Genomic DNA, 15,545 nt, shown 5'->3' with positions numbered 1-15,545 from the left:
AAGGTACATTCGAGGGACGCTTTACCCTGCAGTTCGAGTACGAAGTGTTGAGCAACAACGATGTTTTGGCATCAAACATTAGTCTATACCCTAACCCCACCAATGACGTGGTAACCGTCGCGGCCAAGACGCCGGTGACACAGGTTGTTATACATGACCTACAAGGACGTTTGGTACATACCCAAGCGGGTACAGGGAGCAACGAACTTAGCGTATCGACCCAACAATTACGAGCGGCTATGTATTTTGTGACCATAACCACCCAAGAAGGAACAGTCACCAAACGCTTGATTAAGCGATAATGTAATTGCTGACTTTACTATTAAAAAACCGCCTGATTCCTCAGGCGGTTTTTTTATATCGGATTTCAAAATCGATTTCGCTGTGGTATCTTTGTTGTATGGCTGAAGAACTAACTGCGCAAGAACTTCATAATCTCGCAATGAATATTGTTGGGAAAGACCTCGAATCACAAGGCTATGAATTTTTAGGGGTCAACTCTAAACTGAATAAAAACCCACAATTTGTAGCATTAAAAGATAAAAACCTGCATTTTGTGGTGGTACGGGCCGTGTCATATCCGGATGATGCAAACATCTATGATCCCATCCTGCTGAAAAAGATAAAAGACCATGCCGAAAAATTTGAGGCCAAAACCTATTATGCCGGAGTAGGACTGGGGCATGGTTCCGACTACGGGAAACCGGTCGTCAAAGACGAGGACTATACCATGATTTATAACGGATTGCAGCAAATATGAGAGCGTTTGGATTTTTGTTAGCCAGTTTCTGGCTTTTGAGTGGTTGCACTTCAAATGAGCCCCAAAAAAAGGTGCTTCAGGGAGAAGCCTTTGGAACTACCTATACTATTCAATACTATTCGGAATCTCCGGTATCAGTACAATCTGGTGTCGATTCCGTGGTGCAGGCCATCAATCAATCGGTTAGTACGTACCTCCCTGATAGTGATATCTCAAAAATTAATGCGGGAAATGATAGCCTGCAAACCGACCGTATATTTCAGGAGGTTTATACCCTTTCAGAAACCGTATATCAAACCACCAATGGCTATTTTGACCCGACTGTGGGCGTCCTTCGGAATGCCTACGGATTTGGAGAAGAGCGTCCGCTGAAGCATATCGACAGCACTGTGCTGGATTCGCTACGTACTTTTGTGGGGTTCTCCAAAGTAGCCTTAAATGAAAACGGAACGATTACTAAGGCACACCCTGCAATTTACTTCGACTTCAATGCGGTGGCTAAAGGCTATGGTATCGATCGAATAGGCGTATATCTTTCTGATCAAAACATTCAGAATTATTTAATTGAACTAGGCGGTGAATTGCTGAGCCGTGGAAAGAATCTGGAAAAGCAACAGGCTTGGGTTGCGGGTATCGAAGCTGTAGATTCTCCTCTGGAAGACCGAAGTTACAGGGCTACCGTTAGCTTGCGAGACGTAGGTATGGCTTCCTCCGGAAATTACCGAAAATTTAGAATCGACTCCATCACGGGGCAAAAATATGTGCATACTATCAATCCACTTACCGGCAAGGCCGAACAAAGCGATGTTACCAGTGCAACGGTGATAGCCAACACCTGTGCAGAGGCCGATGCTTATGCAACCGCTTTTATGGCGATGGGCCTCGAACGTTCTAAAAACGTACTCTCTTTGTTGTCTGACGTAGGCGCTTATCTAACGTATGTCGACGCTAGCGGTAATGAAGAGGTCTATGTTTCAGAAGTGTTTCAACCGATGCTTTTAGACGAGTTTTCTTCCGATCGGAAGTAGCTCCCCTTTGGCCAATCGGAATCGTTGGATCTCTTCTTCGGAAAGTTGGGTGGTATAGTCTACGGCTTCCACCGAAAACCCGACAGATGCTAAAGTTGTAAAGTAGTCCATTCCGTAGATACGCACATGATCGTACTGCCCAAAAACGCGTGCGCGCTCTTTCGGATCGGTAATGCTATCATCTTCAAAGGTCGTGCTTCGATCTTCGTCATAAGGAACCTGAAGAATGGCCATACCTCCCGGTGCGAGTACGCGGTACAGCTCGCGCATGGCTTGCAGATCATCGGGAATGTGCTCCAACACATGATTACAGATGATGATATCGTAAGCATTATCTTCAAACGGAAGCGCACAAATATCGGCTTTCACATCCGCAATAGGGGAGTTCAAATCGGTGGTGGTATATTGGATGTTTTTTAGTTTCCGAAAGCGATTCAGAAAGGCTTGCTCGGGTGCAAAATGCAGCACCCTGTGAGTGGCAGTGAAAAAGTCGGTTTCACGCTGTAAATACAGCCAAAGCAAACGATGTCTTTCTAAAGAGAGTGTACCCGGTGCCAATACATTAGGACGTACTTTCTCATAGCCGTACGACAAAAATTTTCGGTACGACTTTCCTTCTATAGGATCTTCGTATCGGTCTCCACGCAGAAAAAAAGCTACAATGGGTCGTATCCAATAGCTAATGCGGATGAGTAGGGGTCTTGGAATGGCGTTCAGAAGAAAGCGAAACATGAAAATGTATTACAATACCAATTTGTTTTGTCGAAATTCAGCCTCTTCGTCACTTTCAATGCCAAGGGCTTCATACACATACCCGAAGGTAGAGAGCAGTTCGGGCTTTCCATTGACCAAGGCTACATCGTGCTCGAAGTGAGCGCTGGGCAGCCCGTCTCGTGTTACAATTGTCCACCCATCTTTTAGTTGCTTGACCCGGTGCGTACCCTGGTTGATCATGGGCTCGATGGCTATGGTCATACCTTCGATAAATTTTTTACCACGGCCTCGTTTTCCATAATTGGGTACTTCGGGATCTTCGTGTAGTTTTTCACCAAGACCATGTCCTACTAATTCTCGAACCACGCCGTATCCAAAGGATTCACAATAATTTTGAATGGCATAGCCAATATCGCCTATACGATTTCCTTTTTTAAAGGCACGAATGCCTCGATACAAGGATTCCTTGGTCACATCCAGTAGTTTCTTAGTTTCTGGAGCTACGGTACCCACTTCAAAGGTGTAGGCATGGTCGCCGTAGTAACCATGCAGAATCGCTCCGCAGTCGATGGCCACCACATCACCGTCTTCCAAGGGTGTGTCGTTTGGCAGGCCATGAACAACGGCTTCGTTTACACTCGTTAAGAGTGTAGACGGACAATCATACAACCCTAGAAATCCGGGGGTAGCGCCCATATCGCGGATGAAGGTTTCTGCCTTGGCATTTAGCTGATTGGTCGTGACGCCGGGCGCAACTTCTTTGGCGAGCATTCCAAGGGTTTTGGAAACGACAAGAGCAGCCTCTCGCATCAATTCTATCTGTTCTGCTGTTTTTGGAATGATCATACTAATGGTTTAAAGTCCGAACCAATTCTTTTTCTTCTTCTTAGCGGAGGGAACACCGGCTTCTCCTAAAAAATGTTGGTAGATTTCTCCCCAACCTACGAGTCCGCCTATATTACGATCATCGATGAAATAATCTGCATTGATCTTCCTACTGTATTTTGGATCGAAGGTTTCTTCGGGAAAACTTTTATTGACGGCATAGAATTCAATTCCATGTTCTTCACAAAAGGCTACGGCGGCATCTAGTTGTTTTCCATAGCGGTACGTCCAAAGAATGAGTCGATGCCCCTTCTCTTGTAGCGCTTTCAAGGTGTCGAAGGCAAAAAGCTGTGGCTTTCCTATATCTGGAAAGGCATCTTCTACAATGGTACCGTCAAAATCAACTGCTATGGTATATGTCTCGTTCATAGGGGTAACAATCGACTGCAAAATTACAAAGAATTATAGCAGGGATAAAGTTTTATCGGAAGAAGGAAATCTTATAACAAGCTCTGTCCTGTCATGGCTTCTGGCTGCGGAATTCCCATAAGCGATAGTAGCGTAGGAGCTATGTCACCTAGAACGCCGTTTTTAACTTCTTTAACGTCTGGGTCCACCACAATCAATGGAACCGGATTGGTGGTATGGGCCGTATTGGGAGAGCCGTCTGGGTTACGCATCATCTCGCTGTTTCCATGATCTGCAATAATGAGTGTCGCGTAGCCGTGTTCCAGCGCAGCTTCCACAATACTTTGAGTGCAACTATCTACCGTTTCACACGCTTTAATGGCAGCTTCAAAAACACCGGTATGTCCTACCATGTCCGGATTTGCAAAATTCAAGCAAATAAAATCGGCCGCTTCCGCCTGGATGACAGGAAGAATTTTATCGCGTATTTCAAACGCGCTCATTTCGGGCTTGAGATCGTAGGTTGCTACCTTGGGGGAAGGACATAAGATGCGCTCTTCTCCTTCAAAAGGCGTTTCATTTCCGCCGTTAAAAAAGAAGGTAACGTGCGGATATTTTTCTGTTTCGGCAATACGAACCTGTTTCTTCCCGTGGGCCGCTACTACTTCTCCTAACGTTTGTTTGATATTTTCTTTATTGAAAATCACGTGAATGTTTTCAAAAGAGTCGTCGTAATTGGTAAGCGTAACATAATGGTATGTTCCTTTTTTCATGTCGTACTCAGTATGGTCCTGCTGCGTTAATACTTCCGTAAGCTGGCGTCCGCGATCGGTTCTGAAATTGAAGAAGATCACCACATCGTCTTCGGAAAGCGTCCCCACCGGATGCTCATTTTCGGTGACAATTAAAGGCTCCATAAACTCGTCTGTCATTCCTTCTTCATATCGCTTTTTGATGCTCTCCGAAGCATTCGTGGTGGCAGTGCCTTTTCCGAAGCAAATGGCGTCATAGGCCTTTTTGACCCGTTCCCAACGTTTATCGCGATCCATGGCAAAATACCGACCTGTCACCGTTGCGAGTTTTCCGGTCGTTTGCTTTAAAATCGATTCTAACTGGGCGATAAACCCGGCACCCGACTTAGGATCCACATCCCGGCCGTCGGTAAAGGCATGTACGTACACTTCGTGAAGACCTTCGTCTGTTGCAGCCTCCAGCAATCCTTTGAGGTGATCAATGTGAGAATGAACCCCGCCATCCGAAACCAGTCCTAAGAAATGGATCTTTTTTTGATGACGCTTGGCATATTGAAAGGCTTCTTGAAGCACTGCCTCCTCCTTAAGGGTTCCTTGGGCCACCGCTCGATTAATTTTCGCCAGGTCCTGGTATACGATACGACCCGCACCTAAATTCATGTGTCCTACTTCACTATTCCCCATTTGGCCTTCTGGTAAGCCTACATGTTCTCCGTGAGTCCATAGTTGGGCGTTCGGGTAGATGCCGTAGAGGCTGTCGATAAAAGGGGTTTGCGCTTGAGCAATGGCAGAAACATCTTTGTTTTGAGAGATGCCCCAACCGTCTAGAATAAGTAGGATGGTCTTTTTATGCATAACACAAAGATACGAACAAAAAAAAGGGAAGGATGTAGGAAATTAACCGGAAGCGGTTCTCAATTATCCGCCATATTTTTCAATGGCCGCTTCAATTTGTTCAATTCGATTGTCGGGATCGGGATGCGTACTTTTAAATTCCGGCGCTCGATTGGGGCCTGCTGCCGCCTTAAGAATTTGCATTACGGTAATCATTTCCCGAGGATCGTACCCGGCTCGGATCATAAATCGGACGCCCAGGTCATCACTTTCCAACTCATCTTCTCGTCCGTTGCCTAGCAACACATTTTGACCAATTCCGGCTACGAGTCCGCCTGCATCCGCTCCAACGTTTGCGCCTTGTGAAATAGTCTGCCAAAATTCGGTATTGGCAATACGTTCGGCGGAATGACGCCCCAGAACATGTCCTATTTCGTGTCCCAGAACACCGGCTAACTGGTCTTCGTTTTCAAGTTTGGAATACAAGGCGTAAGTAATAAACACTTGTCCGCCAGGTAGGGCAAATGCATTAACGGTTTGAGGGTCGGCTAACAAGTGGAATTCATATTGATAGGGTGTTTCTCGAGCCATGGTATTGTCTACGAGCTTCTTTCCCACCATGTCAACATAGTTTTGCATACGATCGTCTGGATAGAGTCCGCCGTATTGTTCTGCAAGTTGCGGCGCACTTTGGAGTCCGATAGCAATCTCTTCCTGTGGATCCATGGAAATTACCTGTGTTTTGCCCGTATACGGGTTTTCTTCAGTATTGGCGCATTTCTTGAAGAAAGCGAAGGCTACAATGGCCAAGCCAATAAAGATTCGGATTTTCCAACTACTGCGTCTCATAGTTCCGTATTTGATGCCTTAAAGATACGAAAGCGGATGCAATGAGACCTTACCTCGGTTTCAGAAAAAGCACGTTATAGTAGTTCCGGATTAATATCCAGAATGTGCTCTCTTCGGTAGCGTTCTATAAAATCTGCGGTAAAATAGGCGTTGCCAAGCACCTGTTCTTCTCTCAAGATTTCACCGACATCCAAAGCTTTGTACCCCTGCAGCATTGGTTTGGAGACCGGCGCATAGCTCATATGCCAGGGTTCATAATTAAAGCCTTTGCGCTGTGCATTGTTCGTATAGACCTCATAAAAGCCAAAATCGGAAGCATAAACATTAAGCCATTCCTTCAACTTACAAAAAGGGCCGTTGCCGTGAAAGTGTTTGGCTTGAAGTACGCTTCGCGGGCGCGGGCGACCGTTGGCATCGATGATATCGAGATCGGTCCCCCAATGATGTCTGGAAGTGCCGGGTAGGGTGGAGTATTCGATAATCTTTTCGATGGTGTCTAGAGGGTCGAGTCCGTTGTTCGTAAACTCGGTATATTTTCTTTCGAAGATTTCCTTTTGACGCTGAAAGCTGCGATAGGCCGAAACTACCTCAATCGCAATATTGTCTTGAGCCGCTGCCGCTTTCATTTTGGCAAAAGCCGCGGCGGTCTCTTGATGCATGGTAGTTAGATAGGTCGAACCGGTGAGTTCTGGATTGCCTTTGCCAATAAGTTGATTGCGGGTGTAGTCATTAGATGTTGCAGCCATGGTAATATGAGGGATAAGTGCAATTCCGGCAGACGCACAAAGGGTAGTGGTAATGAATTGTTTTCTATTCATGTTTAAAGGTAGTCAATTTTGGTGCCGGATTCAATTTCAACGGCCGCTTTCCCTTGCTCAAAAATCCGTGCCTTGGGTACGCCGTGAAGTGTGATGTCTTCGTCCTTCACCCGAAGCCAGCTGCCTTCGCGCAGCCCCACAACGGGTATGTTGTGATAGGTGTGAAATTCGCGAATTCGAGTTTCGCGGGTTTCCCCCATATGTTCCGAATGGGTTGGAGGGTCCAGGTAATGCGGATTGATATTAAACGGCACAGCGCCCAAGGTTTTGAACGAAGGGGGATACACAATAGGCATGTCATTGGTGGTTTGCATGGTGATTCCGCAGAGGTTCGAGCCGGCACTCGTACCCAGATAGGGTAGTCCTTCAAAAATCCGGTCGCGCAGCAGGGGCAATAGATTGAGCTGATATAAGCTGTTCAGCAGAACAAAAGTATTGCCGCCCCCTACGAACAATGCTTCGGCCGTCACAATCGCTTCCTCGGGGTCTTCAAACGTATGAATACCGTTCACATTTTTGTCGATTTGTTGAAAAGCTTCGGAAACATTTTTGGTGTACTCATCAAAAGAGATACCTCCGGGGCGGGCATACGGTACAAAACAAATTGTTTCTGCTTCCGAATATAACTCCTTCAATGCTGTCATTAGATACTCGAGATAGGCGCCTTTGTACAGCGTTGAAGTACTTGCCAGAAGAAGATTTTTCATGAATTTCGACTTGAGAAAGACAAATTTAACAAACCTTCACAGCCTTCTTATGATATTTATTAGGAAATGATGCGTATTTTTAAAATATGAATCCTCTTCGTATCGTCATATGTGTTGTTTTGTTGTTTGGTCAACTAGGAGTGCAGGCTCAGGAAGTGGAGCGGATCCTAATTAACGGGCAAGTAACGGCGCCACAGGGAGAAGATGTTGAAGGAATCAATTTATACAACATCTCGTCTCAAAAGGGGGCGGTGACTGATGCCGACGGTTCTTTTTCGTTGGAGGTAGCAGCGCAGGATCGCATTTTGGTTTCCGCGATTCAATTTCAATCATTCAAAGTTATCGTAGATGCTGGCGTAATAGATACTAAGCGCTTGCGTATTTATTTGAATCCTGCGGTCAATGAATTAGAAGAGGTGATTGTGCGTCCCTATGATCTTAGCGGAAATGTGATCGCCGATGTAAACCGAATAAAGGTTTCTACCGTAGGAACGGGATTCGATCTGTCTTACGAGAATCTAGAGTTTAATATGGATTTCCGGCCCGACCGTCAAAGTCGAATTCAGGGGAATGCGGCAGCCGAAGCTTTGAATCAGGGTGCCAATCAAGCGGGTGCCAACTTACTAGGGTTGGTAGGCGTCTTATTTCCGCAGAAAAAACAATCGTCTAAAGAGGTGGTTGCGACCAAGGAGGCCTTAACGGTTGCCTTACGACAACGTTTCAGCAATGCCTACATCACCGAAACATTTCAAATTGAGGGTTCGCGTGTGAATGACTTTATCTATTTTGTGGAGGAAAACGGACTCAAACCTGAATTGTTGAAGGAGACGAACGAAATTCGTTTGCTCGAACATTTACACCAACAAAGTGAATTGTATAAGTCGCGCGCTCAAAATTAAAATCTGTATCCTTTGTTGTTTTAGCAGCTACCTGATCAGCTGGGGACAACAAAAAACACTGGAAGGGACGTTGCAGAATACCACAGATGTTGAAGGCATTCATGTGATCAACATAAGCTTAGAACAACGCACGATCACAAATGAAGATGGAAGTTTTCGGATTCCTGTTCGTAAAAATGACACCCTGTTTTTTTCTTCCCTTAAGTACCAACCTCAAACAATCGTGATTTCTTCGGAACTATACGAGCGTGGAACGCTCAAAATAATCTTAGACGAACTCGTCAATGAATTGGATGAGGTGCTGCTTTTTCCACGATTGTCTGGTGATGTAGAGCGCGACCTGCGACGCATCGAGATTATTGACACTATTAACTTCTACGATGTAGGTATTCCGGGGTTTCAAGGGGTGCAGGAAGAAAAGATTCCTAATTTAATGGGGCAGGTTATCGCTCCTACGGCGGTGAATTTAGAAGGGCTTTACAAATACATCAGTGGGTATTATCGAAAATTGAAATTACGTCGAAAATGGGATGCCGAAAACACCACCCTAGAAAATCTGAAAGCGAGTTACGGAACAGCCTTTTTTTGGGATGCCTTCCAAATACCCGAAGAGCGATTACAAGAGTTCTTGCTCTTCTGTTTAGAGACCACAGAAATAGAGCGCGACTTTCGTATTGAGAATTACAACGGAGTTTGGGAAGCCTTGACGCGTTCGGCGTTGGAATACCGAAGCAGACTGCCCGAAAAAGAGGAATAATATTTGTAACATTCTACACTACGTAACGTCCTATACATTTTGAAACCTTAACGAAAATGAAGTTTCTTTCTACCCTTATCTTACTTGCTGTATTTCCTGTACTTCTCGGCGCTAAAACCGAGCATAAGTTTTATGTAAGTGTTACCAAAATTGAATACGCGCCAAAGGCAGGTTCCCTACAGATCATTTCGAACATTTTTATTGATGATTTAGAAGACGTTCTTCAGCAGCGATATCGGGAGGATGTATCCCTGGCAACGACGAAGGAGACGGAAGCGGATGAGACCTTGCTTCAACAATATATCCTTCAGAAAGTATCGATACAGGTAGATGATTTACCCGTAAAATTGACGTATATCGGAAGGGAGTACGACGTTGATATGGTAAAGGTGTATATTGAAGTAGAAGCGGTTTCAAATTTTGAGTCTATTACCATTGAGAATGCGATACTACAAGATCTTTTTGAAGAGCAGCAGAATATTGTTCATGTCAAAAAGGGAAAAGACCGAAAGAGCATGATTCTGACGGCTGAAAATCCTAAAGGAATGTTAAAATTTAAATGAATTCCGAAAGAGCCTGCGAGAACAATTATTTTTAACCAGTTTACTAAACCCAGAATAACATACGTATGAATTTCAAAAGATTTTTAACCCTCTTTTTTGTGATCTTGATGGCCGGATGGGCACAGGCACAAGAAGAAGGGGAAACAGAAGCCCGCAAACCGGGGCACTACAATAACAACCGCTTTAAGCAATTGTACGAAGAGTTTTCTACTCCCAATATGTACCGATCTCCCAACGGAGCTCCGGGACCCAACTACTATCAACAACAGGCAGATTATGTGATGGACATCGAACTCGATGATGAAAAGGCTCGTATCTACGGAAATGAGACCATCACCTATACCAATAATTCACCTGATGCTCTTGAATATCTTTGGGTGCAGCTCGATCAGAACGTGCGTGCCCAAGATTCTAAGTCGCCCTTAATTGAACCCAGCGGTGCCGCTCCGGCAGAACTGGCAAGTTCGTTTGTAGGTAAATACATGGGCGCCGGATTTGATGGTGGATTCAAAATTCAGGAGGTAAAGAACGAAAAAGGAAACCCGTTACCGTATACCATTAACCGAACCATGATGCGCGTGGAGATGCCGAAAGCGTTAGAAACCGGTGCGTCTTTTTCTTTTTCCATCAAGTGGTGGTACAACATTCCCGAGCATACTATTGACAGAGCTCGTAGTGGTTTTGAAACCTTTGCCGATGGAAACAGAGGTTATGTAATTGCTCAATTCTATCCACGAATGGCTGTTTACAGCGATGTGGAAGGATGGCAAAATAGTCAGTTTTGGGGGCGCGATGAGTTTGCGCTACCGTTTGGTGATTTTGAAGTGAATATCACGGTACCGGCCGATCATACCTTAGATGCTACTGGAAAGCTTTTGAACCGAAAAGAGGTGTTTTCCAAAACCATGATGGATCGCTACGAACGCGCTAAGAAGTCATACGACAAGCCAGTAATCATTGTAACTCAAGAAGAAGCAGAGGCAGCCTCGAAAGGCTTTTCAACGCAGAAGAAAACGTGGAAATTCAAGGCTGAAAACGTGCGTGATTACGGATTCGCAACGTCGAGACGATATATTTGGGACATGATGGCTGTTAAGATCGGAAATCGCGATGTCATGGCCGTTTCGGTATATCCTCCGGAAGGAAACCCGCTCTGGGAAGATTGGTCCACTCGCGTAGTCGCCAGCACCTTGAAATCGTATTCACGAATGACTTTTGATTATCCTTATCATAAGGCGATTTCGGTTCATGCGAAAAATCAGGGAATGGAATACCCAATGATCTGCTGGAACTACGGTCGTCCCGATGAAGATGGAAACTATAGCGAACGTACCAAATACGGAATGATGAGTGTGATTATCCACGAGGTGGGGCACAACTTCTTCCCAATGATCGTAAATAGTGATGAGCGTCAATGGACCTGGATGGACGAAGGGATCAACACCTTTGTACAGTATGTTGCAGAACAAGATTTTGGAGAAGAATACCCGGAAGCAGTTGCACCAAATCAGGCGTATCCTTCACGACGTGGTCCTGCCAAGAATATTGTAGATTATATGGCGAGCGACCAAGATAATATTGCTCCTATTATGACCAAAGGACTTAATACCTATAGTTTTGGAGCCAATGCCTATGCGAAGCCCGCTACGGGATTAAATATCCTACGGGAAACAATTATGGGGCGTGATTTATTTGACTATGCTTTTAGAACCTATTCGCAACGTTGGATGTTCAAACATCCTACACCTGAGGATTTCTTCCGAACGATGGAAGATGCTTCGGCAGTTGATTTGGACTGGTTCTGGAGAGCCTGGTTTTACACTACCGACTATACCGATATTGGAGTTCAGGACGTAAAGAAATTCTATGTGACCTCAAAAATGAATCAGCAAGTACGAGAAATGATGGAGGCTCGCGGTATGAAGGAAAGCGATCTTCCGCCACTAGTATATTTGGTAGAAGAAGGAAGTGAAGATTATGAAGAAAGCATGAAAACGGCCTCTCTCGATGAGGTGACCACGCTTCAGGAATACATTATGGATAATGTGGATGCTTCCGAGCGTTCTAAACTGAAGAAGCCTAAATTCTTCTATGAAGTGGTCTTCGAAAAACCGGGTGGTATCCCGATGCCAATCATTGCCGAATATACCTATAGTGATGGTTCCACGGAACGCATCACCTATCCGGCGCAAATCTGGAGAAAAAACGATAAGACCGTTGGAAAGGTAATTGCTTCCGATAAGGAAATTACCAAGATCGTCGTTGACCCTGATGAAGAAACGGCTGATATCGATACAACAAATAATACCTGGCCAAAGCGTAAAACCTTAGGTGAGTTTAATAAATTCAAGGAAGAAGTAAAGGGTGACTAAGCATGCACTCATCCCAAAAAGCCTCACAGCAATGTGGGGCTTTTTTATGGGATAATAGGGTAGAAGCCTGCTACGAATCAGAAGGAATTGTATATTTGTAGTATGATAGGTACAAGCCTTCCTCTTTTTATTAGTGGCGCCGAAATTGCCTTTATTCTCTTTATCGTCCTCATGGTATTTGGAGCCGATAAGGTGCCGGAAATTGCTCGTGGTCTGGGCAAGGGCATGCGTCAGATTAAGGATGCGACCAACGATATCAAATCGGAGATCACTAAGAGTGCTGAGAAGCACGGAGTGGATGTCGATATTACCAAAGATGTGCGAAAGGAGATCGATAAAGTAAAGGAAGATATTAACGATGTGGCCGGTTCTGTAAAACGCGATCTCTAGATGTGGGATACCCTAAAACAGTGGGATCGCGAACTCTTTATTTTCCTCAATAATTTACGTATCGAAGAGTTTGACGGGTTTTGGTTGTTCGTGACTCAAATTGAAACCTGGACGCCGCTTTTCATTCTTTTCTTTGTGTTGCTGCTCTATTATTACAAGATGAGGATTGGCTTAGGTGTTATTTATTTTCTATTGTTTTCCTTCGGAATAACCATCTTGTCTGTGGATATTGTTAAAGAAAGTGTCGCCCGACTTCGCCCCAATAATGTGGAAGCTCTAAGTGAGTTGATTCAGGTACTACAAACACCTTCCAATTATAGTTTCTTTTCAGGGCATGCCGCCTCTAGTTTTTCCATTACTGTTTTTGTCGCATTAGCGCTTCGGAAGCATACGAAATGGATAGTTATCGCGTTTCTTTGGCCGCTTCTTTTTGTGTTAAGTCGAATTTACGTTGGAGTACATTATCCCAGCGATTTGTTGGTAGGTTCGGTGGTGGGTTCGTTAATGGCCTACGGAAGCTATCAACTGTGTAAAAAATCGTTAGGGGAAGTGAATTTTTTGTAATTTGAGGGGGCATTAACCTAAAATTCACTAATATGAAAGTATTTCAACGTATCATGGCCGTAAGTGCCGTGCTTCTTTTCGTATCTTCTTGTTCCGAAGAAACCCTAACGCCCGAGGTCACTCCCCAGACCGATTTAAAAGCGGAAATTTCCCAAGAGCTCTTAAGTATTGATCAAATCAATACCATTATTCACGAGCGCCTAAAAGCTACTGGTACCTTCGATTGGGCAGATGTTACCGATCAAGTGCTATGGAGTGCCACCGTGCATGGTAATGAATTGCTTACTATTGGTTACGGCGAACCACAACAGAGTTTCCGCACCAGTGAATCTCCCCAACTCACTGCTACGAAAACGGCCCTCATCAATGAGGTGATTGCTTCCGAAGCCATCCGCGCTAAAGATGCGGTCGTGGAAGACGATGCAGTATTAAACGTGGTGGACCTACGCGTCACCCAATTAAAAACCATTACAGCCCTGCGCGAACGAAGCGATATTCGCTATCTGGAACCCAACGGTTATTCGTATTTTTCGAATGCCGCGTATCCGCAAAATCAGCGTTCTTCTAGCGGCTGTGACAAGAATGGGCAAACCCTAAATCCCGCCGATTATCGTACGGTGGCGCCTGGAGCATTGGTAAGTTGGACATATGACGAACATCAAATCGAGCAAGCCTGGGCGTATAGCACGGGAGCGGGTATTACTGTTGGTCTCATAGACACAGGCGTTTCGCAGAGCCAGCCACTATTGGGAAATCAATTTAACGATGGCTACAGCAACGGAAGAACCATTCAGAAGTACGGCACCTTTATCGACTCTGTTTGGCCCTGGTCCAGCAATTATGACGGTCCGCATGATAAATGCGGCCACGGAACCAGTATGGGTTCAACCATTGCGGCGCCTAGAAATAATAACAATGTTCCTGTGGGAGTGGCCTACAATTGTAATCTGGTTTCGTATCGGGCTACCGAAGACGTAGTGTTAAACGATTATCATGAACGGAAAGGCGTAAAAAACGCTTTGATCCAATTAGGAAACCGAAGTGATGTGAAAATCATTTCGATGTCTATCGGGTATCCATGGTCCATTGGAAATGTGCGAGATGCTGTTCGTTACGCCCACGCCCGCGGAAAGTTAATTTTTGCCGCCGGGGGAACCTCCTTAGATTTTACCAACTGGTATCCTGTGATCTTCCCGGCGAGTATGAGCGAAACGGTTGCTGTGACGGGTATTACCGATGATGGAACCTATCAGCAATGCGATACCTGCCACGATGGAAGCGAAATTGACTTTACCATTGTGATGGAACGGGATAACAATAATGGCCGTACCGGAACGGTATTGGGCTTTTATAATGGTGACACCGATTATGTAGGGGGGTCTTCTGTGGCTACGGCTACCACCGCTGGGATTGCAGCCCTTATCTGGGCACGTCATCCGGGTTGGTCTCGAGATCAGGTCTTTAATAAACTGAAGCAGAGTGCAGAATTTTATCCGAACCGGGATAGTACCAAAGGCTACGGCAACATCAATGCCTTGCAAGCGGTTCAGTAGTTCTTTTAAAATCTACAATGAAAAGGGTCGATGAATATCGATCCTTTTTTTTATCAAATAAGAAACAAAATACCCTAGCGCTCTTTCAGAAAAAACAGGGTGCAAAAACAGGATTTTTCCTATTTTTTTTAGCTTCTATTTTTTAAAACACTGTAAAACAAGTAGATACATTTTTGTTGGGGTTGAGTCTTCTAAAGAGCTATTTCGCTTTAAGTTATTGTTGTAGCTTTACGATAACCTAAAAATCAACATATTATGAAAAAAGTAGTGCTCCCCTTTCTCGCAACCCTCATGGTGGTTGCTATTGCGTTTGTAGGATGTGAAGAACATAAAGAACGTCCCGCAGACCCGCCTCGTCAGGCGATTCCTTTAGAAGAAGCTCAAAAGCTAGCAAATGAGTTTATTAGAACACGCGCCGAAATCATCAACGATTCCCTGAATATTACCGATACAAGAGATTTTCAGTTCTCGTTGGAAACCTTAAAACAGTATATCGATTACGTAGAAACAGAAGGCAAAAGGCTGGGAAGAGAGAATTTGGGGATCCGTATTCACTTTGCGGCCTACCCAGAGCGATCACAATATCCCGATCCGGGGTATGCGACCGTTATTTTGGTTCCTACGGCCAGCGTACAGGGTCAGGTTAAGCCGCAAGGCATTCTTCCTGTTCAAGATGATTTGGAAGTCATTGACTCCTTAAAAGCCCTCAATTTCGGGAATGGTGGGCGTCCCCCGAATGATTTGGAATAAGC

At 44.9% G+C, this 15,545-nt stretch carries 18 protein-coding genes; 11 read left to right on the top strand and 7 right to left on the bottom strand.

Annotation, left to right across the window (positions count from 1 at the left end):
• The 3 genes from PO830_RS12225 to PO830_RS12215 form a co-directional block, all read left to right on the top strand.
• On the top strand, nucleotides 1-302 hold a 302-nt coding region (locus tag PO830_RS12225; protein ID WP_272853862.1), incomplete at its 5' end, for a T9SS type A sorting domain-containing protein.
• A gap of 98 nt (nucleotides 303-400) precedes the next feature.
• On the top strand, nucleotides 401-760 hold the full coding sequence (locus tag PO830_RS12220; RefSeq protein WP_272853861.1) for a Na(+)-translocating NADH-quinone reductase subunit F: 360 nt from the start codon (nucleotides 401-403) through the stop codon (nucleotides 758-760).
• 71 nt (nucleotides 761-831) lie between these two features.
• Complete coding sequence (locus PO830_RS12215) at nucleotides 832-1,788, top strand: FAD:protein FMN transferase (protein WP_272853860.1); 957 nt, start codon at nucleotides 832-834, stop codon at nucleotides 1,786-1,788.
• Here PO830_RS12215 and PO830_RS12210 read toward each other — a convergent pair.
• From PO830_RS12210 to pepE, 7 genes are all read right to left on the bottom strand, one after another.
• Nucleotides 1,759-2,520 carry a class I SAM-dependent methyltransferase gene (locus PO830_RS12210; RefSeq protein ID WP_272853859.1) on the bottom strand — a complete coding sequence of 254 codons (762 nt, stop codon included), beginning with the start codon at nucleotides 2,518-2,520 and terminating at the stop codon, nucleotides 1,759-1,761. The genes PO830_RS12215 and PO830_RS12210 overlap by 30 nt on opposite strands.
• Before the next feature lie 9 nt (nucleotides 2,521-2,529).
• Complete coding sequence (map, locus tag PO830_RS12205) at nucleotides 2,530-3,348, bottom strand: type I methionyl aminopeptidase (RefSeq protein ID WP_272853858.1); 819 nt, start codon at nucleotides 3,346-3,348, stop codon at nucleotides 2,530-2,532.
• 9 nt (nucleotides 3,349-3,357) lie between these two features.
• Nucleotides 3,358-3,756, bottom strand: a complete 399-nt coding sequence (locus tag PO830_RS12200) for a BT0820 family HAD-type phosphatase (protein WP_272853857.1) — start codon at nucleotides 3,754-3,756, stop codon at nucleotides 3,358-3,360.
• A 71-nt stretch (nucleotides 3,757-3,827) separates the two neighbouring features.
• Nucleotides 3,828-5,342, bottom strand: coding sequence for a 2,3-bisphosphoglycerate-independent phosphoglycerate mutase (gpmI, locus tag PO830_RS12195; protein WP_272853856.1), 1,515 nt, complete (start codon nucleotides 5,340-5,342; stop codon nucleotides 3,828-3,830).
• Nucleotides 5,343-5,405: 63 nt separating this feature from the next.
• Complete coding sequence (locus tag PO830_RS12190; RefSeq protein WP_272853855.1) at nucleotides 5,406-6,170, bottom strand: M48 family metalloprotease; 765 nt, start codon at nucleotides 6,168-6,170, stop codon at nucleotides 5,406-5,408.
• 74 nt (nucleotides 6,171-6,244) lie between these two features.
• Nucleotides 6,245-6,988, bottom strand: coding sequence for a M15 family metallopeptidase (locus PO830_RS12185; protein ID WP_272853854.1), 744 nt, complete (start codon nucleotides 6,986-6,988; stop codon nucleotides 6,245-6,247).
• Between the two features lie 2 nt (nucleotides 6,989-6,990).
• Nucleotides 6,991-7,695 carry a dipeptidase PepE gene (pepE, locus tag PO830_RS12180; RefSeq protein WP_272853853.1) on the bottom strand — a complete coding sequence of 235 codons (705 nt, stop codon included), beginning with the start codon at nucleotides 7,693-7,695 and terminating at the stop codon, nucleotides 6,991-6,993.
• 86 nt (nucleotides 7,696-7,781) lie between these two features.
• On the opposite strand from pepE, the gene PO830_RS12175 reads away from it, so the two are divergent.
• The 8 genes from PO830_RS12175 to PO830_RS12140 all read left to right on the top strand — a co-directional run bounded on the left by PO830_RS12175 (nucleotide 7,782) and on the right by PO830_RS12140 (nucleotide 15,543).
• Nucleotides 7,782-8,594: a carboxypeptidase-like regulatory domain-containing protein gene (locus PO830_RS12175; protein ID WP_272853852.1), complete on the top strand. Its 813-nt coding sequence runs from the start codon at nucleotides 7,782-7,784 to the stop codon at nucleotides 8,592-8,594.
• Nucleotides 8,595-8,664: 70 nt separating this feature from the next.
• Nucleotides 8,665-9,351, top strand: coding sequence for a hypothetical protein (locus tag PO830_RS12170; RefSeq protein WP_272853851.1), 687 nt, complete (start codon nucleotides 8,665-8,667; stop codon nucleotides 9,349-9,351).
• 56 nt (nucleotides 9,352-9,407) lie between these two features.
• Nucleotides 9,408-9,914 (top strand): DUF6702 family protein, encoded by a 507-nt coding sequence (locus tag PO830_RS12165; protein WP_272853850.1) that lies wholly within the window; start codon nucleotides 9,408-9,410, stop codon nucleotides 9,912-9,914.
• Between the two features lie 65 nt (nucleotides 9,915-9,979).
• Nucleotides 9,980-12,286, top strand: coding sequence for a M1 family metallopeptidase (locus PO830_RS12160; RefSeq protein WP_272853849.1), 2,307 nt, complete (start codon nucleotides 9,980-9,982; stop codon nucleotides 12,284-12,286).
• A 102-nt stretch (nucleotides 12,287-12,388) separates the two neighbouring features.
• The gene (locus PO830_RS12155) at nucleotides 12,389-12,676 is read left to right on the top strand and encodes a Sec-independent protein translocase subunit TatA/TatB (protein ID WP_272853848.1); all 288 of its coding nucleotides are present in this window, start codon (nucleotides 12,389-12,391) and stop codon (nucleotides 12,674-12,676) included.
• On the top strand, nucleotides 12,677-13,240 hold the full coding sequence (locus tag PO830_RS12150; protein ID WP_272853847.1) for a phosphatase PAP2 family protein: 564 nt from the start codon (nucleotides 12,677-12,679) through the stop codon (nucleotides 13,238-13,240).
• Nucleotides 13,241-13,272: 32 nt separating this feature from the next.
• On the top strand, nucleotides 13,273-14,793 hold the full coding sequence (locus PO830_RS12145; RefSeq protein WP_272853846.1) for a S8 family peptidase: 1,521 nt from the start codon (nucleotides 13,273-13,275) through the stop codon (nucleotides 14,791-14,793).
• Nucleotides 14,794-15,048: 255 nt separating this feature from the next.
• A complete protein-coding gene (locus tag PO830_RS12140) occupies nucleotides 15,049-15,543 on the top strand; it encodes a hypothetical protein (protein WP_272853845.1) in 495 nt (164 codons plus the stop codon).
• Nucleotides 15,544-15,545: the final 2 nt, after the last annotated feature.

This window comes from Altibacter sp. HG106 (assembly GCF_028561755.1).
Classification (GTDB): domain Bacteria; phylum Bacteroidota; class Bacteroidia; order Flavobacteriales; family Flavobacteriaceae; genus DFVG01.
Note: the sequence above shows the minus strand (reverse complement) of the source record. Positions and strands in the feature narration are given on the sequence as shown.